This window comes from Lentisalinibacter salinarum, from assembly GCF_040706555.1.
Taxonomy (GTDB): Bacteria; Pseudomonadota; Gammaproteobacteria; order Steroidobacterales; family Woeseiaceae; genus Lentisalinibacter; species Lentisalinibacter salinarum.
This window is the reverse complement of record NZ_JAPDRH010000002.1, coordinates 144377-168380: the sequence shown is the minus strand read 5'-3', so window position 1 is coordinate 168380 and position 24004 is coordinate 144377. Positions and strand designations below refer to the sequence as shown.

General features: G+C 66.3%; 18 protein-coding genes. 13 read left to right on the top strand and 5 right to left on the bottom strand.

Translation table 11 applies throughout. The annotated features are described in order from the left end of the window. The first annotated feature begins 107 nt into the window (after positions 1 to 107). The 3 genes from ACJMKZ_RS03900 (at position 108) to ACJMKZ_RS03890 (ending at position 3892) form a co-directional block, all read left to right on the top strand. The gene (locus tag ACJMKZ_RS03900) at positions 108 to 1490 is read left to right on the top strand and encodes a cytochrome ubiquinol oxidase subunit I (RefSeq protein ID WP_405231889.1); all 1383 of its coding nucleotides are present in this window, start codon (positions 108 to 110) and stop codon (positions 1488 to 1490) included. Further along, complete coding sequence (gene cydB, locus ACJMKZ_RS03895) at positions 1490 to 2494, top strand: cytochrome d ubiquinol oxidase subunit II (protein ID WP_405233129.1); 1005 nt, start codon at positions 1490 to 1492, stop codon at positions 2492 to 2494. The genes ACJMKZ_RS03900 and cydB overlap by 1 nt, the downstream gene beginning before the upstream one ends. Before the next feature lie 102 nt (positions 2495 to 2596). Beyond that, positions 2597 to 3892 carry a spinster family MFS transporter gene (locus ACJMKZ_RS03890; RefSeq protein WP_405231888.1) on the top strand — a complete coding sequence of 432 codons (1296 nt, stop codon included), beginning with the start codon at positions 2597 to 2599 and terminating at the stop codon, positions 3890 to 3892. Between the two features lie 274 nt (positions 3893 to 4166). Here ACJMKZ_RS03890 and ACJMKZ_RS03885 read toward each other — a convergent pair whose 3' ends face one another. Continuing rightward, a complete protein-coding gene (locus tag ACJMKZ_RS03885) occupies positions 4167 to 5465 on the bottom strand; it encodes an NADH:flavin oxidoreductase/NADH oxidase family protein (protein ID WP_405231887.1) in 1299 nt (432 codons plus the stop codon). A gap of 142 nt (positions 5466 to 5607) precedes the next feature. On the opposite strand from ACJMKZ_RS03885, the gene ACJMKZ_RS03880 reads away from it, so the two are divergent. Beyond that, the gene (locus ACJMKZ_RS03880; protein ID WP_405224493.1) at positions 5608 to 5904 is read left to right on the top strand and encodes an SCP2 sterol-binding domain-containing protein; all 297 of its coding nucleotides are present in this window, start codon (positions 5608 to 5610) and stop codon (positions 5902 to 5904) included. Here the strand turns inward: ACJMKZ_RS03880 and ACJMKZ_RS03875 are convergent. Both ACJMKZ_RS03875 and maiA read right to left on the bottom strand, forming a co-directional pair. Beyond that, a complete protein-coding gene (locus tag ACJMKZ_RS03875; RefSeq protein WP_405231886.1) occupies positions 5901 to 6356 on the bottom strand; it encodes a PaaI family thioesterase in 456 nt (151 codons plus the stop codon). The genes ACJMKZ_RS03880 and ACJMKZ_RS03875 overlap by 4 nt on opposite strands. Continuing rightward, positions 6353 to 7000, bottom strand: coding sequence for a maleylacetoacetate isomerase (gene maiA / locus ACJMKZ_RS03870; RefSeq protein WP_405231885.1), 648 nt, complete (start codon positions 6998 to 7000; stop codon positions 6353 to 6355). The genes ACJMKZ_RS03875 and maiA overlap by 4 nt, the downstream gene beginning before the upstream one ends. A 128-nt stretch (positions 7001 to 7128) precedes the next feature. Between maiA and ACJMKZ_RS03865 the strand changes: the two genes are divergently transcribed. From ACJMKZ_RS03865 to ACJMKZ_RS03830, 8 genes are all read left to right on the top strand, one after another. Further along, positions 7129 to 7896 (top strand): gamma-glutamyl-gamma-aminobutyrate hydrolase family protein, encoded by a 768-nt coding sequence (locus ACJMKZ_RS03865; RefSeq protein ID WP_405231884.1) that lies wholly within the window; start codon positions 7129 to 7131, stop codon positions 7894 to 7896. Continuing rightward, positions 7893 to 9227, top strand: a complete 1335-nt coding sequence (locus ACJMKZ_RS03860) for a glutamine synthetase family protein (protein ID WP_405231883.1) — start codon at positions 7893 to 7895, stop codon at positions 9225 to 9227. Before ACJMKZ_RS03865 ends, ACJMKZ_RS03860 begins: the two co-directional genes overlap by 4 nt. Before the next feature lie 28 nt (positions 9228 to 9255). After that, positions 9256 to 10623 (top strand): aspartate aminotransferase family protein, encoded by a 1368-nt coding sequence (locus tag ACJMKZ_RS03855; RefSeq protein WP_405231882.1) that lies wholly within the window; start codon positions 9256 to 9258, stop codon positions 10621 to 10623. A 179-nt stretch (positions 10624 to 10802) separates the two neighbouring features. Beyond that, the gene (gene speB / locus ACJMKZ_RS03850) at positions 10803 to 11783 is read left to right on the top strand and encodes an agmatinase (RefSeq protein ID WP_405231881.1); all 981 of its coding nucleotides are present in this window, start codon (positions 10803 to 10805) and stop codon (positions 11781 to 11783) included. Positions 11784 to 11814: 31 nt separating this feature from the next. Then, positions 11815 to 13419 carry a sugar porter family MFS transporter gene (locus ACJMKZ_RS03845; RefSeq protein ID WP_405231880.1) on the top strand — a complete coding sequence of 535 codons (1605 nt, stop codon included), beginning with the start codon at positions 11815 to 11817 and terminating at the stop codon, positions 13417 to 13419. A 319-nt stretch (positions 13420 to 13738) separates the two neighbouring features. Continuing rightward, positions 13739 to 17425: a family 16 glycosylhydrolase gene (locus tag ACJMKZ_RS03840; RefSeq protein ID WP_405231879.1), complete on the top strand. Its 3687-nt coding sequence runs from the start codon at positions 13739 to 13741 to the stop codon at positions 17423 to 17425. 108 nt (positions 17426 to 17533) lie between these two features. After that, positions 17534 to 20110, top strand: coding sequence for a TonB-dependent receptor (locus ACJMKZ_RS03835; protein ID WP_405231878.1), 2577 nt, complete (start codon positions 17534 to 17536; stop codon positions 20108 to 20110). A gap of 85 nt (positions 20111 to 20195) precedes the next feature. After that, a complete protein-coding gene (locus ACJMKZ_RS03830) occupies positions 20196 to 20786 on the top strand; it encodes a putative glycoside hydrolase (protein WP_405231877.1) in 591 nt (196 codons plus the stop codon). Positions 20787 to 20818: 32 nt separating this feature from the next. Here the strand turns inward: ACJMKZ_RS03830 and ACJMKZ_RS03825 are convergent, their stop codons facing one another. Both ACJMKZ_RS03825 and ACJMKZ_RS03820 read right to left on the bottom strand, forming a co-directional pair. Further along, complete coding sequence (locus ACJMKZ_RS03825; protein ID WP_405231876.1) at positions 20819 to 21835, bottom strand: LacI family DNA-binding transcriptional regulator; 1017 nt, start codon at positions 21833 to 21835, stop codon at positions 20819 to 20821. A gap of 204 nt (positions 21836 to 22039) precedes the next feature. Next, positions 22040 to 22585 carry a cupin domain-containing protein gene (locus ACJMKZ_RS03820; protein WP_405231875.1) on the bottom strand — a complete coding sequence of 182 codons (546 nt, stop codon included), beginning with the start codon at positions 22583 to 22585 and terminating at the stop codon, positions 22040 to 22042. A 126-nt stretch (positions 22586 to 22711) separates the two neighbouring features. On the opposite strand from ACJMKZ_RS03820, the gene ACJMKZ_RS03815 reads away from it, so the two are divergent. Beyond that, positions 22712 to 23992 (top strand): NAD(P)/FAD-dependent oxidoreductase, encoded by a 1281-nt coding sequence (locus ACJMKZ_RS03815; RefSeq protein WP_405231874.1) that lies wholly within the window; start codon positions 22712 to 22714, stop codon positions 23990 to 23992. The last annotated feature ends 12 nt before the right edge of the window (positions 23993 to 24004 follow it).

Below are 24004 nucleotides of genomic sequence, written 5' to 3'. Positions count from 1 at the left end.
GGGTAGTGGTATCCCCGGATGACGGCGCTGGCCCCAGCACCTAGACTCGGTGGAGACGCCGTCCTGTGCGCGGCGCCAGTTTTCGTGCCGGAAGGAGCGAGGAGCCCATGGATGCATTGATGCTCGCGCGGATCCAGTTCGCCTTCACCATCTCTTTCCATATCCTGTTCCCGGCTTTCACCATCGGCCTGGCCAGCTGGCTGGTCATGCTGGAAGCGCTGTGGCTGAAGACGGGCAAGCCCCGTTACATGAGCCTCTACAAGTTCTGGCTGAAGATATTCGCCGTGTCCTTCGGCATGGGGGTGGTCTCGGGCATCGTGATGAGTTTCCAGTTCGGCTCGAACTGGAGCCGTTTCTCCGAGGCCACCGGCAACGTGCTCGGGCCCGTGATCGGCTACGAGGTGCTGACCGCGTTCTTCCTCGAGGCCACGTTCCTCGGCATCATGCTGTTCGGCGCCAACCGGGTCGGCAAGGGCCTGCACTTCTTCTCCACCTGCATGGTGGCCATCGGCACGCTGATCTCCGCCTTCTGGATCCTCTCGGCCAACAGCTGGATGCACACGCCGGCCGGATTCCGGCTGGAAGACGGAATCTTCTACGCAGAAGACTGGTTCGAGATCGTCTTCAATCCGTCCTTCCCGTATCGCTTCATCCACATGGTGCTGGCAGCCTATCTGACCACCTGCTTCGTGATCGGCGCGGTCTCCGCCCGCTACCTGCTGGGCGGCCGCTTCGTGCGGCGTGCGCAACTGATGTTGCTGATGTCCGTTCTGTTCGGCGCCATCGTCGTGCCCGCGCAGATCCTGATGGGGGATCTGCACGGCCTGAACACCAAGGAATACCAGCCCCAGAAGGTGGCCGCCATGGAGGCGCACTGGGAGTCCGAGCCGCGGGCGCCGCTGATCCTGTTCGCCATCCCGGACGAGGAGGCGGAGACCAATCACTACCAGGTGGGCATCCCGGGTCTGGCCAGTCTGATCCTGGAGCACGATATCGATGCGCCGGTGACCGGGCTGAAGGAATTTCCGCGTGACGAACGCCCGCCCGTGGCGCCGGTGTTCTGGGCCTTCCGCGTCATGGTGGGCATCGGCGTCCTGATGTTGTTCGCGGCGGGTGCCGGGGTGGTGCAGTTGATCCGGGGCAGGCTGTACGAGACGCGCTGGCTGCTGAGGCTGTACACGTTCATGTGGCCGGCGGGCTTCGTCGCCATCCTGGCCGGCTGGTTCACGACGGAGATCGGCCGCCAGCCCTGGGTGGTGTGGGAGTTGCAGCGCACCGCGGATGCGGTATCGCCGGTGCCGGGATCGAGCGTCGCAACCTCGCTCGCGCTCTTCTTCGTGGTCTACGGCGTCGTCTTCGGCGCCGGCATCTATTATCTGATGCGTCTGATCCGCAGCGGACCGGCCGAGATCGAGAGCGAACAGGAAGAACAAGGCACGGCCCGCCGGCCCCTGTCGGCCGCCGGCAGGCCTGCGGAGGAGGGGTCATGATGGAAGGCGGCTGGCTGCCACTGATCTGGATCGTCCTGATCGCCGTGGCCATCTTCATGTACGTGCTGCTGGACGGCTTCGTCCTCGGCACGGGCATCCTGTTCCCGTTCGCCCCGGACGACGAGGCGCGCGACACCATGATGACCTCGGTGGCGCCCATCTGGGACGGCAACGAGACCTGGCTGGTGCTGGGCGGCGGCGGGCTGTTCGCCGTGTTCCCGCTGGCCTACTCCATCGTCCTGCCGGCGCTCTATCTGCCCTTCATGATCATGCTGCTGGCGCTGGTCTTCCGCGGCGTCGCATTCGAGTTCCGCTTCAAGTCGAGCAAGTACCAGCATCTGTGGGACAAGGCGTTCAACTGGGGCTCCGTGGTGGCGACGCTCTCCCAGGGCATGATCCTCGGCGCATTCGTCAGCGGCTTCCAGCTCGAAGGCACCCGCTACACCGGCGGCACGTTCGACTGGCTGACGCCGTTCGGCCTGATCGTGGGCCTCGCCATGGTGACCGGCTATGCGTTGCTCGGCAGCACCTGGCTCATCATGAAGGCGCCCGGTGAACTGGAAAACTGGGCGCGACGTGTGACGGTGCCGCTGCTCGCCTCGGTGCTGGTGTTCCTGGGGGTCATCAGCCTGTGGGTACCGTTCCTGGAGAACGATATCGCGGAGCGCTGGTTCACGATGCCGAACCTGCTCTATCTCTCGCCCGTGCCGCTGCTGACGGCCCTGGCCGGTTACGCCCTGTTCCGCAAGGCCACCGGTGACGGCCATCTGTCGCCGTTTATTCTGGCCATCGGGCTGTTCACCCTCGGCTATGCGGGACTCGCGATCAGCCTGTGGCCGAACATCGTGCCCCACCAGATCTCTTTCTGGGAGGCGGCCGCCGCGCCGGGCAGCCAGAAATTCCTGCTGATCGGGTCGCTGATCGCACTGCCGGCCGTCTTCGTCTACACGGGATATTCCTATTACGTATTCCGCGGCAAGGTCACGGAGACCCACAGCTACTGAGGCGGCCGCCGGCCGCTGCCCGGCCTCGCCCCGATTCTTCCCCCGATACGCTAGAATGGCGCGGCCCGCCCCGGCGGGCCTGTCATCAGGGGGAGAGAATCAGTGGAGCAATCCGCGACGGCCGAGCGCCAGTCCATGAGCCCGGGGGCGAGGCACTACGCCCTGTTCGTACTGGTATTCGTCTATACCTTCAACTTCATCGATCGGCAGATCCTCTCGATCCTGATCGAGCCCATCAAGACGGAGCTGGGCGTCTCGGACCAGGCCATGGGGTTTCTGGCGGGATTCGCCTTCGCTGCCTTCTACGCCACCATGGGCATACCGATCGCGCTGTGGGCCGACCGCGGAAACCGGCGTAATCTGATCGCCTGGGCGCTGACCATCTGGAGCGCGCTGACCGCGCTGTCCGGCCTCGCCCAGAATTACTGGCATCTGGCGCTGGCGCGCGTCGGCGTGGGCATCGGCGAGGCCGGCTGCAGCCCGCCGGCCCATTCGCTCATCTCCGACTACTACCCGCCACAACAGCGGGCGACGGCGCTCGGCATCTATTCGCTGGGTATCCCCTTCGGCATCATGTTCGGCCTGCTGGCCGGCGGCTGGGTCAACGAATTCTTCGGCTGGCGCATGGCGTTTTTCGTCGTCGGCGTCCCCGGCCTGATCCTCGCGCTGGTGGTGCGTTTCACGCTGGTGGAGCCGGAGCGGGGCATGTCGGAGAACCGCATCGCCGACGAGAGCCGCCCCAGCATCGTCCGCACGTTCTTCTTCCTGTCCCGGCGGCGCTCGTTCATCCATCTCGCGTTCGGCGCGGCGCTTGCGGCCTTCAGCGGCTACGGCGTGGCGACCTGGTTCCCGGCCTTCCTGGTCCGCACCCACGGCATGACCACGGGCGAGATAGGCACCTGGCTCGGCCTGATCCTCGGCATCCCGGGCGGCATCGGTATCTTCCTGGGCGGTTACCTCGCGGACCGACTGGGCTCGACCAACCCGAGCTGGAGCCTGTGGACGGCGGGTCTCGCCGCGATCGTGGCCCTGCCGTTCGCGGTGGCGGTGTACTTCTTCGACACGCCGGGCTGGGCGCTCCTGGTCTTCTGCGTGCCCGTCGTCCTCGGCAACTTCTACCAGGCGACCACCTTCGCCCAGACCCAGAGCCTGGTCGGTCTGCGCATGCGCGGCGTCGCCGCGGCAATCCTGCTGTTCATCATCAACATCATCGGCCTCGGTGCCGGCCCCTGGGCCCTCGGGGCCGTCAGCGACCTGCTCGTGCCGCTGTACGGCGATGACTCGCTGCGCTGGGCGCTGGCGATCTTCGCGCTGCTGAACTTGTGGGTGGCTGTGCACTACTACCTGGCGGGCCGCTCCCTGCCGGGCGACCTGAAGCGCGCCGGCGACCCGGTCTGACGAGCACGCAGTAGGAGGGCCTTCAGGCCCGATCCGCAGTAGAAGGGCCTTCAGGCCCGATTTCTCCTGCTCGTCCGAACGCATCCGACTATCGGCGCTGACCCATCATCGGCCGGGGCGCACTGCGGCGGACGCTCACTCGGACGTCCTGTCCTCCCTCGCTTCGGCCGGGCCTCCTTCCCGCCGTCATGGCTCCAGTCGGCCCGGACGACCCGCGCACTGCACCTCAGCCGATGACGGCCAGGAAAGAAGGGAATCGGGCCTGAAGGCCCTCCTACACCGTTGTCTTGCGGCGGGCGCGGGCGATGCCGATCTCCGCGCGCTGGTGCTCGAACAGGGCGCGCAGCGGATGCAGGTCCAGGCGCAGGGGCCTGCCGGCGGCCATGGCCACGATCTGGCGGTAGTACCACGCGATGGCGGAGAAGGCATTCAGCGCCTTGAACAGGAAAATGCTGCTGTCCGGGCCGAAGCGGCCCTTGCCGATGCCGATCTTCTCCTCCCAGCGAACCGCTCCCTCCGCGCTGCCGTCGATCAGCCGGCGGGGCAGGTCAGGTTCGGTGCAGAGGGGACGCGCGAGTCCGATGACGTCCACCTCGTCGTTCGCCAGTGCCTCCAGCATGGCCTGGCGCGTGCGGAAGCCGCCGGTGACGGCGAGCGGAGCCTGGATGCGCTCGCGCATGCGGGCCGCATACTCCAGGAAGAAGGCCTCGCGCCGCTTGGTGCTTTCGCGCCGGGTGTCGGCCGCGTCCTCGGGACGGCCTTCGATGCCGAACATCGTCGGCTGCTCGTAATTGCCGCCGGAGATCTCGATGAGGTCGACGCCCGCTTCGTCGAGCCATGCGGCGACCTGCAGGCTGTCCTCGAAGCTGAAGCCGCCCTTCTGGAAGTCGGCGGAGTTGAGCTTCACGGAGACGGGGAAGGCCGGGCCCACCACGGAGCGCGCGCCGCGGACGGCCTCGAGCAGGAATCGGGCGCGGTTCTCCAGGGAGCCGCCCCACTGGTCATCCCTGCGGTTGAGCTTCGGCGAGAGGAATTCGCTGATCAGGTAGCCGTGGGCACCGTGGATCTGCACGCCGGTGAAACCGGTGTCCCGGGCGACGGCCGCCGCCCGGGTGAAGCCGCCCAGCGCCATCTCGATATCGTGTTCCGTCATGGCGACGGGCCGGCCGAAGTTGCCCATGAGATTGAGCTGTACCTCGGAGGGCGCCATGGGCCGCGAGGAGACGATCCGGCCGCACTGCCGGCCCGGGTGGCTCAGCTGCATCCACAGCTGATTGCCCGCCGAGGTGCCGGCTTCCGCCCAGGCGCGCAGCGCCGCCAGCGCTTCCCGGTCGTCCGGGTCGTCGATGACCACATTGCCCGGCCGTTCGAGGAAACGCCGGTCGATCATCACGTTTCCGGTGATCAGCGTGCCCGCGCCCCCCTCGGCCCAGCGGCGGTAGAGCCGCACGTGACGCTCGGTGGCCCGGTCGTGCTCGTCGGCGAGTCCCTCGGTCATGGCGGACTTGAGGATTCGGTTCGGCAGCGTCACTCCGCACGGGAGTGTCAGCGGCTCGCCCAGCCTGTCGCTCATCTCATGACTCCTCTGCGGTTATCCCGGCGATCATAATGACGGGCCGGCTGCGGAGTGTAGCGCGTCCCGCGGCCCTCTTGCCTGAAGCGGACGGAGTCCGCATAGTGTCCGTTTTCCACTGACAGAAGAAGAGGCACTCGCCGTGCTTGAACAACTGACCGAGAAACTGCGCAACGAGTTTGCGGACAAGACCCCGCTGGGGTTCCCCATCAAATTCGACCTCGGCGACGAGGGGGTCATCCACGTGGACGGCACGACCACGCCGATGGAAGTCAGCAACGACGACAAGCCGGCCGAGACGACCTTCGGCGTCACGCCCGAGGACCTGGCGGCCATGGTGGACGGCGACCTGCCGCCGATGAGCGCGTTCATGAGCGGCAAGCTCAAGGTGGACGGCGACATGACCAAGGCCATGCAGGTGAGCGGCCTCTTCAGCTAGGCCGCTCCGCCAGGGTCGTCCCGTCGTATCACACGCGCCGTCGAGGTGGCGCGGGCGGTGAGCCGGCCCTCTTCGTCGAACAACTCCCCCTCCAGGAAGGCCACCGAGCGGCCGAGCCGCAGGATGTGGCCGTGGGCCCGCTGGGACCCGGCCAGGGTCGGGCGCAGGAAGCTCACGTTGATGTCCAGCGAGGGCAGCGCGATGCGCATGCCGAGTTCCATGAACACGGCGTGGGCCATCGCGGCATCCAGCATGCCGGTCACGAAGCCGCCCTGCACGATGTTCCCGGAATGGCAGAAATCGAGCGGCATGGAGAAGCTCATGACGATGAGCCGGCGCTCGGGGTCGTAGTCCTCGACCCGGCCGCCGAGGCTCTGCACACAGGGCGGCGCGCCGCTATTCAGTTGGCGGATGCGCTCCCCGATGTCCCCGTCTGTCGCCGTATCGCTCATGTGGCCTCCGGTGCGTCGGGCTGGCGATCCGGGTGGGCGGCCGCGAAGGCGGGCAGTGCGGCGCAGTGTGCGTCCACGCTCCCGATCGTCGGGTAGTCGTCCAGCGGCACGCCGAAGCGGCGTGCGTTGTAGACCTGGGGCACGAGATAGGCGTCGGCCAGGGTCACCGCGTCGCCGTTGCAGTAGCGTCCCGCCGTCGAGCGGGCGGCCAGCAGCCGCTCCAGCGGCCCGAAGCCGGTATGGATCCAGTGGGCGTACCATTCGCTGATGCCGGCCCGGTCCTGACCGTAGTGCTCGCCGATATAGCGCATGATGCGCAGGTTGTTGACCGGGTGAATGTCGCAGGCGATCAGTGCCGCGATCTCGCGCACGCGGGCGCGGCCCACCGGGTCCGCCGGCAGCAGGGCGGGCTCCGGATGGCGCTCCTCCAGGTACTCGATGATCGCCGGCGATTGCACGAACAGGCCGTCTTCGGCGGCCAGGGCAGGCACGGCGCCCATCGGATTCAGTTCCCGGAAGGCCTCGTCGTGCTGCTCGCCCCGGTCCAGCGCGACCGGGACGTATTCGTAATCGATCCCCTTCAGATTCAGTACGATACGGGTTCGATAGCTCGTGCTGCTGCGATAATAGCCGTAAAGTTTCATGAGAGATTCGTGGCCGGGACCATTTCGGACCGGCGCGTAATCTACCACAACGCGGCCCGGCCGCCGCCGGCCACGCCGGCGCGCACGGGAGCGATTAGAATAGTGCCGCACGGCAGCGAGAGGAACCTATGAGCCTGATACCCACCGTCGGAGTGCCCGCGGATCGTCGCATCGTGGGTCCCCATCCCTTCCACATTGTGGGAGAGAAATATCTGCGCGCCGTCGTGGACGGCGCGGGCGGCCTGCCGCTGATGATCCCGGCTCTCGGCCGTCACATCGACCGGACCCACATGCTGGAGACGATGGACGGCCTGCTGTTCACGGGCAGCCCGTCCAACGTGGAGCCCCACCATTACGGCGGCCCGCCGAGCGAGGAGGGCACGCTGCACGACCCCGAGCGGGACGAGATGACGCTGCCGCTGATCCTGCAGGCGCTGGAGATGGGCATGCCGGTGCTGGCGGTCTGCCGCGGCTTCCAGGAGATGAACGTGGCGCTGGGGGGCACCCTGCACCAGCACGTGGAGCGTGTGCCCGGTTATCATGACCACCGGGAGGACCACGAGGCGCCGCTGGCAGAGCAGTACGCGCCGGCGCACCCCGTCCACCTCGTCCCGGGCGGCTATCTGGCCGGTCTGGCGGGCGGCGGGGACGAGCAGAGGGTGAATTCGCTCCACGGCCAGGGCGTCGACCGGCTCGCACCGGGAGTAACGGTGGAGGCGCGGGCCGACGACGGGCTGATCGAGGCGTTCACGGTGGACGGTGCTCAGTCATTCGCCCTGGGCGTGCAATGGCATCCCGAGTGGCAGGTGGTGGATAATCCCTTCTATCTCGCGATTTTTCGCGCGTTCGGCGAGGCCTGTCTGCAGCGGGCCTCGCACCGCAGAGGTGATGTGTGAGTGAAAAGGAAAACGCAAAAAAGTGGCTGACTGAGAACCGCATCGAAGATGTCGAGGCCTTCGTGCCCGATATGGCCGGCGCCGCGCGGGGGAAGGTGATTCCGGCCGACAAATTCACCGAGCAGAATATGAAAATGCCGGAAGCGGTCTTCTCCCAGACCATCTCCGGCGAGTACATCGACGACCCGTCCAACCGGGAAGACCGGGACATGATCCTGAAGCCGGACTACGACACCCTGCGTCCGGTGCCCTGGGCCGTGGATCCTGCCGCCTCGGTATTCCTGGACTGTCTCCGTCTGGACGACCAGCCGGTGGCCACCTCCCCCCGCCAGATCCTGCGCCAGGTGCTGGAACTCTACGAGCGGCGGGGCTGGCGACCGGTGGTGGCGCCGGAAGTCGAGTTCTACCTGATCAAGTCGCACACCGACCCGGACGAGGACGTGGAGCCGCCCGAGGGCCGGCTGGGCCGCACGGATCTCTCGCGCCAGCCGTACAGCATCGACACCATGAACGACTTCGAGCCGTTCATCATGGATGTCTACAAGTTCTGCGAAGAACAGGGCATCCGCATCGATACGCTGTCCCAGGAGATGGGCCCGGCCCAGTTCGAGATCAATTTCCTGCACGGCGACCCGGTGGACCTGGCCGACCAGGTGTTCCTGTTCAAGCGTACGGTGCGCGAGGCGGCCATCCGCCACGAGATGCACGCCACCTTCCTGTCGAAGCCCATGGCGGAGGAGCCCGGCAGCGCGCTGCACATCCACCAGAGCGTGGTCAGCACGGAGGACGGCAGCAACGTCTTCTCCACGGCGGAGGGCGGGGCCAGCGATCTCTTCTATGCGTTCCTGGGCGGCCTGCAGAAATACATGCCGGAATCCATGCTGGTGCTGGCGCCCTACGTGAATTCCTACCGGCGCTTCCAGACCTACTCGGCGGCGCCGGTGAATCTGGCCTGGGCCATCGACAACCGCACCGTCGGCCTGCGCGTGCCCCAGTCCGGCCCGGAGAACCGCCGCATCGAGAATCGGCTCGCCGGCTCGGACGTGAATCCGTACCTGGCGACGGCGGTGACGCTGGCCTGCGGCTATCTCGGCATGGTGGAGGGCCTGCAGGCCTCCGAGCCCGTGACCGGCAGCGCCTACGACGGCGAGCGGACGCTGCCGTGGAATATCTGGTTCGCCATCGAGAGCCTGCAGACCAGCGCCGCGATGCGGGGTACGCTGGGCGACCGCTTCGTGGATCTGTACTGCGGCCTGAAGAAGGCCGAATACGCGGAATTCGAGCACATCATCACCCCCTGGGAGCGGGAACTCCTGCTCCTGAACGTCTGAGCGGGCGCAGGCCCGGAAAGGAGAGCGCATGGCAGCCATCGAGCAGCGCAGCCGGGAGGACTGGCAGGCGGCGGACGCCGAGCATTACCTGCATCCGTTCACGGATCACAAGGCGCTCGGCAAGCAGCGGGCAAGGATCATCACCAGGGCCGACGGCGTCTACGTCTGGGATGCCGACGGCAACCGCATCCTGGACGGCATGTCGGGGCTGTGGTGCGTGAACGTGGGCTACGGGCGGCAGTCGCTGGTGGACGCGGCCGCCGAGCAGATGCGCGAGCTGCCCTACTACAACAGCTTCTTCCAGTGCGCCCATCCGCCAGCGATCGCGCTGGCGGAGCGGCTGTCGGAGCTGGCCGGCGAGCGCTTCCCGCGGGTGTTCTTCGCCGGGTCGGGTTCGGAGGCCAATGACACCATCGTGCGCATGGTGCGCCGTTACTGGGACATCCGCGGCGAGCCCGAGCGCCAGGTGATCGTCAGCCGCGTGAACGCCTACCACGGCAGCACGATGGCGGGCGCGAGCCTCGGCGGCATGAAACCGATGCACGCCCAGGGCGGCCTGCCCATCCCGGGCATCGTCCACATCCGCCAGCCCTACTGGTTCGGGGAGGGGCAGGGCGAGGACCCGGAGGAATTCGGCCGGACCTGCGCCAGGGCGCTGGAGGAGAAGATCGCCGAGGTGGGCGCCGACAAGGTGGCCGCCTTCATCGGCGAGCCCATCCAGGGCGCGGGCGGGGTGATCATCCCGCCGGAGAGCTACTGGCCCGAGATCCAGGCCATCTGCGAGCGGCACGGCATCCTGCTGATCGCCGACGAGGTCATCACCGGCTTCGGGCGGCTCGGGCGCTGGTTCGGCTCCGAGGACTACGGCATCGATGCGGATCTGATGACCTTCGCCAAGGGCGTCACCTCCGGCTACCTGCCGCTGGGCGGCGTGATGGTGGGCAGCCGGGTGGCCGACGTGCTGGTGGAGGGCGGCGGCGAGTTCCACCACGGCTATACGTACTCGGGGCATCCGGCCGCCTGCGCCGTGGCGCTGGAGAACATCCGGATCCTGGAGGAGGAGAACCTGCTCGAGCGGGTGAGGGACGACATCGGCCCGTATCTGCAGAAGCGCTGGCTGGAGCTCGCCGATCACGACATGGTGGGCGAGGCCCGTATGCGCGGCCTGATGGGCGCCATCGAGCTTGTGCCGCCGGGACGCAAGGACGAGCGCTTCGAGGAAAAAGGCAAGGCGGGCACTCTATGCCGCGACCTGGCGGTGGAGAACGGGCTGGTGATCCGCGCCGTGGGCGATACGATGGTGACCGCCCCGCCGCTGATTCTCTCCCACTCGGAGGCGGACGAGCTGGTGGAAAAGGCCCGCACCACCCTGGATGCTACGATGAACGCCCTTTAGGTGCCGGACCGAACTTTTCCAACTTTCTGAACTATTCCGTTGGACGGCTGCCTGAGGCGGCACCGGAAAGGGTCGCAGTGTCGAGGTGCGGTGACGATGGCCCCGATGCCTGGCTTTACTTCACTTCCGGTGTCCGGCACCACAAATTCAACTTTTGTAACTTATTCGCGATGACTTTCATGAGCCAGAAGCACGAGACCGATTTCGCTTTCACCGCCGAGGACAACTACGGCCGCCACATCGAGCCGACCTACGGCGGCGCGCTGTCCTTCCTGCGGCGGCGCTATACGCGCGACCTCACCGGCGTCGATGTGGCGGTCACCGGCATCCCGTTCGACACGGCCACATCCAACCGCCCGGGCGCCCGTTTCGGTCCCCGCGGCATCCGCGCCGCCTCGAGCTTCATGGCCTGGGAGCGCCTCTACCCGTGGGAATTCGATGCCTTCGATCGACTGGCCGTCATCGACTACGGCGACTGCATGTTCGACCCCGGCGTGCCGGAGCAGGTGCCGGCCGAAATCCGCGCCCATGCCATGCAGATCATCGACCAGGGCCCCGCGCTGCTCTCGCTCGGCGGCGATCACTTCGCCACCTGGCCGCTGCTGCAGGCCCACGTGGAGAAGTTCGGGCGACTGTCGCTCCTGCACTTCGACGCCCACACGGATACCTGGGACGACGAGTCGCCCCGGGTCGACCACGGCACCATGTTCTTCCACGCCACGAAGGAAGGCCTGATCGACCCCGCAAAGTCGGTCCAGGTGGGCATCCGCACCACCAACGACGACACCCTGGGCTTCAACATCCTCGACGCCCCCTGGGTACACGACCACACGGCGGACGAGACTGTGGCCGAGATCCGCCGCATCATCGGCGACGACCCGGTCTATCTCACCTTCGACATCGACTGCCTGGACCCGGCCTATGCCCCAGGCACCGGCACGCCGGTCTGCGGTGGCCTGACCACCCATCAGGCGCTTTCCATCATCCGCCGGCTGCGCGGCCTGAACATCGTCGGCATGGACCTGATGGAGGTGGCGCCGCCTTACGACTCCGGCGAGATCACCGCGCTCGCCGGCGCGCGCATCGCCGGCGAACTGATCAGCCTCTACGCCACCAGCCCACGGGGCGAGGCGGCGGCGCGGGAGAGGGGCAGGCTCTGAGCCGGGCCCGATCCGCGCCCGGGCCGATCGGATGAATCGTAAAGCGGCCGGCAGGCACTACAGCTGGTTGGTCTCCCTGGCGGTCGCACTCGGCGGCTTCCTCATGGGTTTCGACGCCTCCGTCATATCCGGAGTCGTGGGATTCATCGAGACCGAATTCGCGCTGACCGATCTGCAGCTGGGCTGGGGGGTGGCGTCCCTGACCCTGAGCGCCACTGCGTCGATGATGGTCTGCGGCCCGCTGGCGGACCGTTACGGGCGCCGCCGGGTGCTGAGGATCGCGGCGTTGCTGTTCGGCATCTCTGCGGTGGCTTCCGCGCTCGCACCGAATTTCCTGCTGCTCGTGATCGCCCGGATGCTCGGCGGGCTCGGCGTCGGCGCGGCGCTGATCGTGGCACCCATGTACATCGCGGAAATCGCGCCGGCGGATATCCGTGGGCGCCTGGTCGCGCTCAACCAGCTCAACATCGTCGTCGGCATCTCGGCCGCCTTCTTCAGCAATTACCTGATCCTGCAGCTGGGGCAGTCGGATGTAGCGTGGGCCGGAACCCTCGGGCTCGGCGTGTGGAACTGGCGCTGGATGCTGGGCGTCGAGGCGCTGCCCGCACTGGTGTATTTCGCGGCCTTGTTGCTGGTGCCGGAGAGTCCGCGCTGGCTGGGTATGCAGGGACGGATGGGTGAAGCCCGGGCGATCATGCAGCGGGTGCACGGTGCCGCCGGTGCCGACCGGGTGCTGACCGCGCTTGCCGCGACGGCGGCGCCGGGCCGCCCCGCAGCGGCGATCCCATTGAGCGAGTTGTTCGCCATATCGATGCGCCGCGTCCTGCTCATCGCGCTGGTCGTCGCGGTGCTGCAGCAGATCACCGGGATCAACGCCGTGTTCTTCTATGCGCCGATGATCTTCGAGCAGTCGGGCATCGGCACGGACGCCGCCTTCATGCAGGCCGTGCTGGTCGGCCTGGTGAATCTGGCGTTCACCGTTGCCGCGCTGCTGCTGATCGATCGTCTGGGCCGCCGGCCATTGCTGCTCGCGGGCACCGCGGGCGTCGCCGTCTGCATGGTCGTGCTGGCGTGGGCCTTCGGCTCGGCCACGTATACGCTCACCGACCACGCGCTGGCGGCGCTGCCGACCGCCATCGATGGCGGCGCGCTTGCGGCACTGGCAGGGACCACGTTCGAGAGCGACGTGGCGTTCAAGGCGGCCCTGGCCGCCGCGCTAGGGCCGGAAACCGTCGCCGAGTACGAGTCGGTACTCGTCGCGGCCGCGATCCGCGCGGACAGCGGCCTGATTCTCGCGGGCATCCTCGGATTCGTGGCGAGCTTCGCCATCTCGCTGGGTCCGGTCATGTGGGTGCTGTTCTCGGAGCTGTTTCCGAACCGTATACGCGGCCTCGCGATTTCTTTCGTCGGACTCGTCAATTCCTCCGTGAGCTTTCTCGTGCAGCTCCTGTTCCCGTGGGAAATCGCGAACGTCGGAAGTGCCGGTACGTTCCTGATCTACGGCCTGTTCGCCATCGCGGGTTTCCTGATCATCCTGCGCCTGATGCCGGAAACGAAAGGGCGCTCGCTGGAGGAACTGGAAGCGCAGCTCGTCGACGCGCCGCCCGCGAACCCCGTCGCCCAGCCGCGACCCTGAACGCCGCCCGGCATCTGCCGGGCGCTCTGTTGGTATTTCCCCACAAATATGACGACTTAGCCCACTGGCTTTGACAACGCTGTCAGCTCGCGATATAAATTTGGGCGACGGCTTCGGGGGAAGTCGTCGCAGGCGGGTGCCAGACCCGCCGCTACGGGGGGGAATCCGTGATACTTACTGGCATTCCAGACAAATTCGCTGTTCACGGCGACCTCGGGCGCAGCCGCTCCCGTGATCATTTCCCGTCTCTTGCGGTCTGCACGCGTTCGCGTGCGGGCTCTCCGAATGTATGCAACTGCTAAGCACCGAGGTAGGACTGATGTTTTCCTGCAATGACTCCTATGCGACGAATTCCAGCACCCGGCGGATCCGCCGCACCGTTCTCGCCGGCCTGGCGCTGATCGGAGCGTTTGGTCTCGCTGCATGCGGGGGTACCGACGGTTCCGTTCCCGACGGGGATTTCACGCCGCCGGTGGTCGAGTTCCAGGTCGTCTTCGAGGACGAGTTCGACGGCACCGAGCTCGACCTGAGCAAATGGAATATCGACGAGGGAGACGGCTGCCCGGATCTTTGCGGCTGGGGCAATAACGAGGCCCAGGTCTACAGCGCGGACAACATCAGCGTCGGCGACGGCATCCTGACCATCGAGGGTCGTCAGGAGGCCGACGGCACCTATACCTCCGGCCGCATCAACACCAAAGGGAAATTCGATTTCAAATACGGCCGCGTCGAGGTACGTGCGCGGCTGCCCGAGGGGCAGGGAACGTGGCCGGCGGTCTGGCTGCTGCACAGCGACCCGGACGTCTACGGTCCGTGGCCGCTGTCGGGCGAGATCGACATCATGGAGGCATTCAATCTCGGCGTGGACGGCAACACGGCCACCCAGAGTACGCTGCACTACGGCCTGCCCACTCCGCCGTTCTCGGGCACTTCTTCGGTCTTCGACAACGACGTCTCCCCCGCGATGGGCTTCCGTAGTTACGCGGTCGAGTGGGAGCGCGACCGCGTGCGTTTCTTCGTGGACGGCGAACATTTCCAGACCCAGAACTCGGACAACTGGTATGCCTATTTCCCGGCGGACGAGGTCGAGGGTTTCTACGATCCTTTCGGCGCCTTCAAGCAGGGCCCGCTCGATGCGCCCTTCGATCAGCTCTTCCACCTGATCATCAATTTCGCCATCGGCGGTAATCCCGTGGGTGACCCGGATCCCGCCGCGTTCCCGCAGGTGCTCGAGATCGACTCCGTGCGCGTGTACGAGTGCGTCAACGCGAATCCCGATACCGGCCGCGGCTGCGGTACCGGCAGTCCGGAAGTCATACCGCTGGAGGACAACGACGGCAACGAACTGGCAGACCGCGATACCGCGCAGCCGTTCGTGGAAGAACTGACGCTCTACGAAGACGGTCCGGCATCCATCAGTATCGAGGCGCTGGGCGAGGTCTACACCAACAACCTGTCCGCCATCATCCCGTTCCAGGGTGATGGCGCCACCGTCATCAACGATCCGCTGTTCGAAGACCCGGAAGACACGGAGAACACGGTCTGGCGCATCGGCGTGTCCGGCGACGTGGCCAATGTGGCGCTGACGGGTGAGGAGTTCACGGATAATCTGCTGCTGGAGACCGGATTCGATTTCTCCGGTTTCCGCCGCGGCGGTGGACCGGGCACGGAGCCGGTGGGCGAGATCGCTTTCGAGATGGAGATCGTCTCGATCACGCCCGGCACCGAGTTGGTCGTCCGGCTCGACAGCGGCTTCCCGAACGCCGGCGATGTCATCCTGCCGGAGGCCGTTCTGGCTCCCGTCGGCGAGCGCAAGACGTATTCGGTAAAGTTCGACGACTTCCTGGCGAATCCGGCGTTCGTCGATCTCGGCGGTACCGGCGCCGATCTGGGCAACGTGGTTTTCCCGTTCGTGCTGGAAGTGCGGAACGGCGACGCCGAGGTGCTCATCGACAACGTGCGGGCGACGAACGCGTGCAAGGTGGTCGGCGGCTGCGGCGCGGAGCTGAAGAACAAGGGCTTCCCCGATCTCGTCGTCTACGACGATGCGGTGAACTTCGATCCGTGGGACCGCGGCATCGTCGGCTCGGACGACGGTTCCGGCTTCACGGACTACACCGACGGCACCAACCCGGCCAACAAGTCGAACTGGCGGGAAATCGCTGCAGAGGATCCCGAGCGGGGCCAGGTGATCGAGGTGACCTTCAACGATACCTCCAATTTCGGTGTGTGGTTCATCGGCAGCTCGGGTGCCGTCGACCTGACCGAGTACGCGGCAGGCGCGGTCCAGTTCGACATCAAAGTGCTGGATTACGGCAATGCGCCGGGAATGACCTTCAAGATCGACTGCTTCTTCCCCTGCACCAGCGGCGATAAGTCGCTGGGCAAGGTGGGTGAGGGCGAGTGGGAGACGGTCACCTATCCGGTCTCGCAGCTGGTTTCCAGCGGACTGGATCTCGAGAACGTGAATGTTGGCATCGTGCTGTTCCCGAGCTCACCGCAGACCGGCGGCATCACCTTCCTGCTGGACGACGTCCGCTGGATCGCCGAGGCCGAGGTGCAGCTGGCCCAGATTGATCTGCCGGTCACGTTCGACGAGGAGGGTGTCGACTACGCACTGGAGAACTTCGGCGGCGCCTCCACCACGCTCAGCCCGGATCCAACGGACGCCGAGAACACGGTGGCCGCCACGACCAAGGGAGAGGGTGCGGAGACCTTCGCCGGTACGGTCATCGGCACGGGCGAAGGATTCGCCAATCCCATCCCGTTCCAGGAAGGCGAGACGACGATGAGCGTGCGTGTCTACTCGGAGAACCCCGGTATTCCGGTGCTGCTGAAGGTGGAGAACGAGGATGCCGGTGTCTTCGCCGAAGTTCTGGCCAACACCACGGTCGGCAACGAGTGGGAGACGCTGACGTTCGACTTCTCGACCGTCGGCATCGATCTCTCCGCGACCTACTTGCGCGCGATCATCTTCTTCGATTTCGGGCAGGTCGGTGACGGTGCCACCTATTACTGGGACGACGTCGCCTTCGGCGCGGATGCCTCGGTGCCGGAGAAAGTCCTGCCGGTGACGTTCGACGACCCGGATGCGGAGTACGTGTTCGGCGACTTCGGCGGCGCAGGTTCGGCCCTGGCCGTGGACCCGGTCAATCCGTTCAACACCGTGGCCAGCACGACGAAGAACGACGGCTCCGAGGTGTGGGCGGGCACCGTCATACCCGACGGTAACGGGTTCGCGAGTCCCATACCGTTCGCGGAAGGCGACACGACGATCAATCTGCGTGTCTACTCGCCTGCCGCCGGTATCCCGGTGCTGTTCAAGGTGGAGACGGAGGATCCCAACGTCTTCGCGGAGGTGACGGCCACGACGACGGTGGCCGACGCGTGGGAGACGCTGAGTTTCGATCTCTCGACGGGCGGTCTCGATCTGTCGCAGACCTATGTCCAGGCGATCATCTTCTTCGACTTCGGCACGGCCGGTGACGGCTCGACGTATCTGTGGGACGACGTGACCCTGGGTCCGCTGGCGGCGAAACTGCCGGTGACGTTCGATGATCCGAACGTCGCCTACACGCTGTTCGACTTCGGCAATGCCTTCACTTCGCTGGTCGCGGATCCCACCGATGCGAACAACACGGTGGCCAGCACGGAGAAGGCCAGTGGCGCCGAGACCTTTGCGGGTACCGTCGTCGCCGGTTTCGCGAGCCCGATACCGTTCCAGGCCGATCAGACGGCGATGAGTGTGAGCGTGTACTCGCCGGCGGCCGGCATACCGGTGCTGTTCAAGGTGGAGACGGCGGATCCGAATGTCGCCGCCGAGGTGACCGTCAATACGACCGTGGCGAACACCTGGGAGACGCTGACCTTCGACCTCGCGGCCGGCGGACTCGATGTGTCGCAGACCTACATACAGGCGATCATCTTCTTTGACTTCGGACAGACCGGAACCGGGGCGACCTATCTCTGGGACGACGTGGCGATGGTCTCGCCGCCGGCGCCCTGAATCGCGTTACGCGGACAGTAACGGGTGAGCATGATGATGAACGAAATACAAAGTCCGCGGAGGCACTGGCTGCCCGGCGGCAAGACGGACAACAAGAGGCTGGCGATTATGAAGGCAATTCCGACACTGGCACTTACTTCCATGCTTCTGGCGCCGTTCACCGGCGTGGCTCAGACCGACAAGGAAGAGAAGGTGATCGAGGAAATCGTCGTCACCGCGACCCGGGTCGAGACGAGCCTCATGGATACCTCGCTCGCCGTCTCGGCGTTCTCGCAGGAGCAGCTGACCCGGGACGGCGTGACGGACATCCGGGACGCCTCCTCGCTGGTGCCGAACTTCGACGTGGCTTTCTCGCCCTCCGACAGCGGTGTACAGCTCACGATCCGCGGCATCAACAGCAACAACTTCACCGAGATCGCGGATCCCAGCGTCGCTTTCCACGTGGACGGCGTGTATTCGCCGCGTCCGCAGGGGGCGACAGCCCTGATGTTCGACCTCGAGCGTCTGGAGGTCATGCGCGGTCCCCAGGGTACGCTGTTCGGCCGTAACTCGGCGGCGGGCAGCGTCAACCTGATCACGGCCAAGCCGTCGACGGACGGCGTCTATGCCACCTTCGGCAGCGAACTCGGCAACCGCGGGCAGCGCAACATACTCGGCACGCTGAACGTGCCGGTCACCGATACGATTGCGGTGCGTGCGAACTTCTTCGCCGAGCAGCGCGACGGCTTCGCGCATCAGGACGCGGGCACCAAGGACCTGGAGGGTCAGGGCTTCTCCGGACCGGACGGCATCCCGGACATGGATCAGCGCTGGAACCGGCCCGTGGAGGAGGAAGACTACTACGGCAACAAGGACCGCTGGGCTTTCCGGGTGAGTACCCAGTGGGAGCCGACCGATCGCCTGACCGCGCGGCTGACCTGGGAGACGGCACAGGACGACAGCGCCGGCTGGCCGATCGGGCCGAACTGCGAGCGTAATCCGGAAATCTGCCAGTACAACGGCGGCGGGATCGACTATGTCGACCCCAACGTCCCCGGCTTCCTGGACATGAGCAACGACGCCGTCCGCGCCCACATCGACTACGCGCTCACGGACAGCATCGACCTCGTGTACAACTTCGGCTGGGCGCTGCAGCAGCGCCGCCAGCAGTGGGACGGCGACATGGGCTGGCGCGCGTTGCCCGGCGAGAGCACCGGCTGGCTCAACCGTAACCAGCCCTGGCCCAGCCTCTACCTGGCCACCGATTCCTCGCACTACGAGTCGTGGTCGAACGAGCTCCAGTTCCAGGGCAGGACCGGCCGCGTCAACTGGATCCTGGGCTTCTTCGATTTCCGCGAGAACAACGACATCATCTTCGACGTGGAACAGCCATTCTGCTGCTCGCTCGGTGCGCTCGGCGGCATCTCTTTCGTGCAGCCGGAACGCAAGCTCGTCTCCCAGGCCATCTTCGGCCAGGCGACCTGGCACATCACCGACCGCTGGCACCTGACACTGGGTTACCGCTACACCGAGGACACGCGTACCGACAACGGCGGGCGCAACATCGGCTGCTTCGGCGGCGACAATTGCAGCTGGAGCGCTGGTCTCATCCCGAACGACGGCTGGCCGGAGGGCATCCAGGACGAGCTGTTCCTGCCCGAATTCACCAGCCAGGACCTGCGTCAGGGCATGGGCTCTCAGAACCGCTTCGACAACTACGCCGTATTCGACATCAACGACAACCGCGAGAGCTTCTACAACTCGAACTGGCGCATCGGCATCGATTACGATCTGAGCGAGGATTCGCTGCTGTACGTCTACGCGGCGACGGGTTCCAAGGCGGGTTCCTTCGGCGACGGTGTCGACGTGTGCCGCTGCGGGCGCATCGAGTTCTTCTCCTTCGAGCCGGAAGAGGTGCTGAACTACGAGGTGGGCTACAAGACCTCCCTGCTGGATGGGCGCATGAACCTGGTCGTGACGGCCTTCGTCACCGATTTCACGGACAAGCAGGTCACGCAGTTCCGCGAAGTCGGTTTCGTCGAGGATCCGCCGGGAACCATCCTGCAGCCGCCGCAGCCGATCGGCACCCTGGTGACGTCCAACGCCGGTGAGGCCTCCATCAAGGGTCTCGAGATCGAGTGGGACGTGATCCCGTGGGACAACGGCCGGTTCACCGGCGGCATCGGCATTCTGGACGCGACCTTCGATGCGTGGCCGGGCTACGCCGGCGAGGCCTACTTCTGCGAACAGCGGGACGAGGCGGCGGACGCCACCGGCAACGACAGCCTGCGGTGCATCCCGCAGGACGACGGCACCGGCGCGGACAACATCGCGGGCAACGAACTGCCTTACTCAACGCCGTTGACGGCCACGCTGACCTATGCACACGACTTCATACTCCCGAGCGGCGCGATCGTGACCCCTTACGCGAAGGTGCACTACAAGGACGATACGCATTTTACCGAGGGTAATTTCGACGCGATCGAGTCGCTGTCCGACAAGCGCGACGCGTTCGCGACGCTGGACATGAGCGTCAAGTACTCCTCGCCGGATGACGTCTGGTTCGTGGAGGCATTCGTCTACAACGTCACGGACGAGCGCTTCCCCACCTACTTCGTCGACTCGAACCAGCCCGACGTCCCGCTGTTCACCTGGAACGAGCCGCGGACGTGGGGGGTGCGGGCGGCGTACAACATCCGTCCGTAGTCCGGTCATGTCCGGGCGCGACGATATGGCCGGGGGACTCCGTAGACCCCGAACACGCGCATGCGGCGGGGCACTGGCTGCGCTGATGCTTGCCGCGCTTGGCCCCGCCGTGGCGGCGGCGGGCGAACTAATGGTGCTCGAGGAGGGGCGGGCTGTCGCGCCCTTCACGCTGATGCTCGGTGACGAGGGCAACTGGGCGCAAGCCGTGGCGGGGATTCCCGAGGCCGTATCGTCCAGCTCCGGCGCTCTGCGCATCGAGGCCGAAGAGAGCGGCGGCCTGCGGGCCACGTGGAACAATGTTGGCGGCGAGAGCCCGGCGCAGATCTACCTGCAGGCGGGCGGGCCGATGGATGTCAGCGAACTCGCCGCCGCCGACGCCGCCCTGGTGCTGCTGCTGAAGGTTAATCGGACGCCCGGCGACGACGTGGAGCTCCGTATGGGCTGCGGTTATCCCTGCCAGGCGGAGGCGGACGTGACCCGGCTGTTCCAGGCCGTGCCCGTGGATACCTGGGGTACCGTGTCCTTCGCGCTGTCCTGCTTTGTCGGCGACGGGCTGAGGCCAGAGCGGGTGGACGCACCGTTCGTCCTGGCGACGGCGGGCGCCTTCTCGATCTCGCTCCGTCAGATCGCGATCCTCGAGGGACTCGGTAGCGAAGCGACGGTGCAATGTAGGTAGCGCAGCGGCTCCGGGCGGCGCGTCGGCTTCGCTCAATGCGGCGCGGGGCCTGTGGATGCGCGTATGACGATCTCTGCCGGGATGTCCACCGCCTCCTGGCTGCCGCCGTCCTCGCGCAGCCGCGCCAGCAGCAGTTTCGTCGCCCGTTCACCCATCGCCTGCATGGGCTGACGTATGGTCGTGAGCGGCGGCCAGATCTTGTGGGCCAGCGGTACGTCGTCGAAGCCCGTCACGGACAGATCGTCGGGGATACGGATGCCGGCCTCGTGGGCTACACTGATCAGGCCGGCGGCCATGTCGTCGGTGCTGGCGATGATGGCCGTGGGGCGGCGTTTCCTTTTCAGCAGACGGCGGGCGCAGTCGACGCCGGATTCGAAAGAATTGTCGCCGTGACAGACCAGCGAGGCCTGCACTTTCAGGCCGGCCTCGCGGAGGGCGCGGCGAAAGCCGGCATAGCGTTGCTGTACGGCGAGCTGATCGGGATGTCCCACGAGGAAGCCGATGTCCCGATGACCCAGCGAGATCATGTAGCGCGTGAGTTCGGCGCACACCTCCTCATCGTTGGTGCAGACCGAACGAACGGCGTCGTCGTGCCCGCCCGGCGCGATACGAACGAGCGGTATGCCCGACGCGTCTAGTTCCTCTATGAGCTCGTCCATGTCGGACAAGGGCGGAGTCAGGATCAGACCGTCCAGCCGCGTATTCCTGGCGAGTTCGCTGATCTGCCGGGGCAGGTCGGTGTCGGTATAGCTGCAGGGGTGCAGCAGTAGCTCGAAGCCTCCTGCCCGGCAGGCATCCACCGCGCCGGTGAGGATGTTGATGATGTAGCTGGCAGCCGGGTTCACGTAGAGGAGGCCGATCAGGAAGCTGCGGTTGCCGGCCAGGCTGCGGGCGGATGTGTTCGGCGTGTAATGGAGTTCGCGTATCGCCTTCTCCACTCGCTGGCGCGTATCGGGCCGCACGTTGGGCTCGCGATTGACCACGCGCGACACCGTCTTGATTGAAACGCCGGCCAGACTCGCGACGTCTTCGATCGTGGCTCTTCCCATATCGTTCTCCCCCTCCGCGGGCCGACCCGTTTCTCGGCGGGTGCCTAGCCCGACCGATTATAGCGCGTAGCAGCGAGCTTGATAGCGCTGTCATTTATCTCCGGGGACGGAGCGGGCGGGATGCTGCAGCGCCGGTCGGGTGGGCCCTTGATGTCGCCTGTCTGTAGATAAGTTCAATAAGTTGCAAAAGTTCGGTCCGGCACCTCAGAAGCTGGGGGGGGTGCAGGCGGAGACGACCACGCAGTCGTCCGGGCCCGGGTTGCGGAAGCGGTGGGGCAGGCGGCTGTCGAAGAGGTAGGCGTCGCCCGGCTCGAGAATCTCGGTGCGGCCGTCCACCGTGACCTCCAGGCGGCCGGCGATGATGATGCCGCCTTCCTCGGCGTCGTGGGCCAGCGGCGAGCCGCCGGTGTCGGCGCCGGGACGGTAGCGCTCGTACAGGATCTGCAGGCGGTGGCGGCTGAGATCGCCGCCGACCTGGCGGTAGGAGATGGCGCCGCGGCCGATCTCTGACAGTTCCCCGGCGCGGAAGAACACCTGCTCCTCTCGAGGCATGTCGAGGGCGAAGAAATCCGCTACCGAGGTCTCCAGCGCATCGAGGATGCGCTTCAGCATGCCGAGCGAGGGGTCGGTCCGCCCGTTCTCGATCAGCGAGACGGTCGCGTTGCTCACACCCGCCGCCCGCGCCAGCGCCCGCTGGGAGAGCCCTTTCGCCTCGCGTACGCGCCGCAGGCGCCTGCCCGTATCCTGCATCGGTCCAGGTCCGTTAAAGTGTTGAACAAGTCAAACAGTAATCATACAGGTTACTGAAATACAAGCCATAAAATATTCGGCGTTTAAATATTGTTAAACCTCGGTGCCCGGCGTAACCTGATCAGCATGTATCAGCCGGCCGAACACCCGCCCTCCTACTACGCCGCTACGGCGAAGGGAGGCATCGATTATCCCGCCCTCGAGGGTGCCGAGAGCGCCGACGTGGCCGTGGTCGGCGGCGGCTTCACCGGTCTGTCCGCCGCGCTGGAACTCGCCGAGCGCGGCTACCGGGTGGCGCTGCTGGAGGCGAGCCGCATCGGCTGGGGCGCGAGCGGACGCAATGGCGGGCACCTGATAGACGGTTTCGCCGAGCCGGCCAAGATCCGCAAGCGTTTCGGAGACGGGGCGGCCCGCATTGCCGCGCAGATGGGGCTCGAGTGCCGTGACATCGTGGTCGAACGCGTGGAGCGCTACGGCATCGACTGCGATCTGAAGTTCGGCTATGTCGACGTCGCGATGAAGCGGAGCGAGCTGCGCGACCTCTGCGACGACGCCGCCGAGAAACACGCCTCGGGTTATCCGCACGAGGTCGAGGTCATCCCGGAGGAACGCCTCCCGGAGGTCATCGGCTCGAAGCGCTATATCGGCGCCGTGCTCAACCGGGGCAACGGCCACCTCCATCCGCTGAATCTCTGTCTCGGGGAGGCTCGCGCCGCCGCCGAGGCCGGTGTGCGCGTGTTCGAGCGCTCGCCCGTCCTGCGCATCGAGCCGGGCGACCGGCCGATCGTGCACACGGAGCGCGGCCGCGTCTCCGCGGACTTCGTGGTGGTCGCCTGCAACGCGTATCTGGACGGCCTCATCCCGAAGCTCTCGGGCACCGTGATACCGGCCGGCAGCTACATCATCGCCACCGAGCCGCTGTCCGTGGAACGGGCCCGCGAGATCCTGCCGCAGGACACGGCCGTGTGCGACCAGCGGGTGGCCCTGGACTACTTCCGTCTGTCGGCGGACCGCCGGCTCCTGTTCGGTGGCATGTGCAATTACTCCGGCCGCCGGCCTAAGAGCATCCGCGCGAGCCTTGAGCCGAACATGCTGACGGTGTTCCCCCAGCTCGCCGGCACGGCCATCGACTACGAGTGGGGCGGCGACATCGGCATCAGCATCAACCGCATCCCCCAGCTGAACCGGCTGGGGACGAACATCTACTATGCCCAGGGCTATTCCGGGCACGGCGTCGCGCCCACCCACCTGGCGGGCCGCGTGCTGGCCGAGGCCATCGCCGGTCAGGCGGAGCGCTTCGACGTCTTCGCCCGCGTCCGTCACTGGCGCCTGCCGGGCGGGCGCTGGTTCGCCAATCCTGCGCTGGCGCTGGGCATGCTGTACTACCGGCTGCGGGAGATCCTCTGAGCGGCCGGGCCG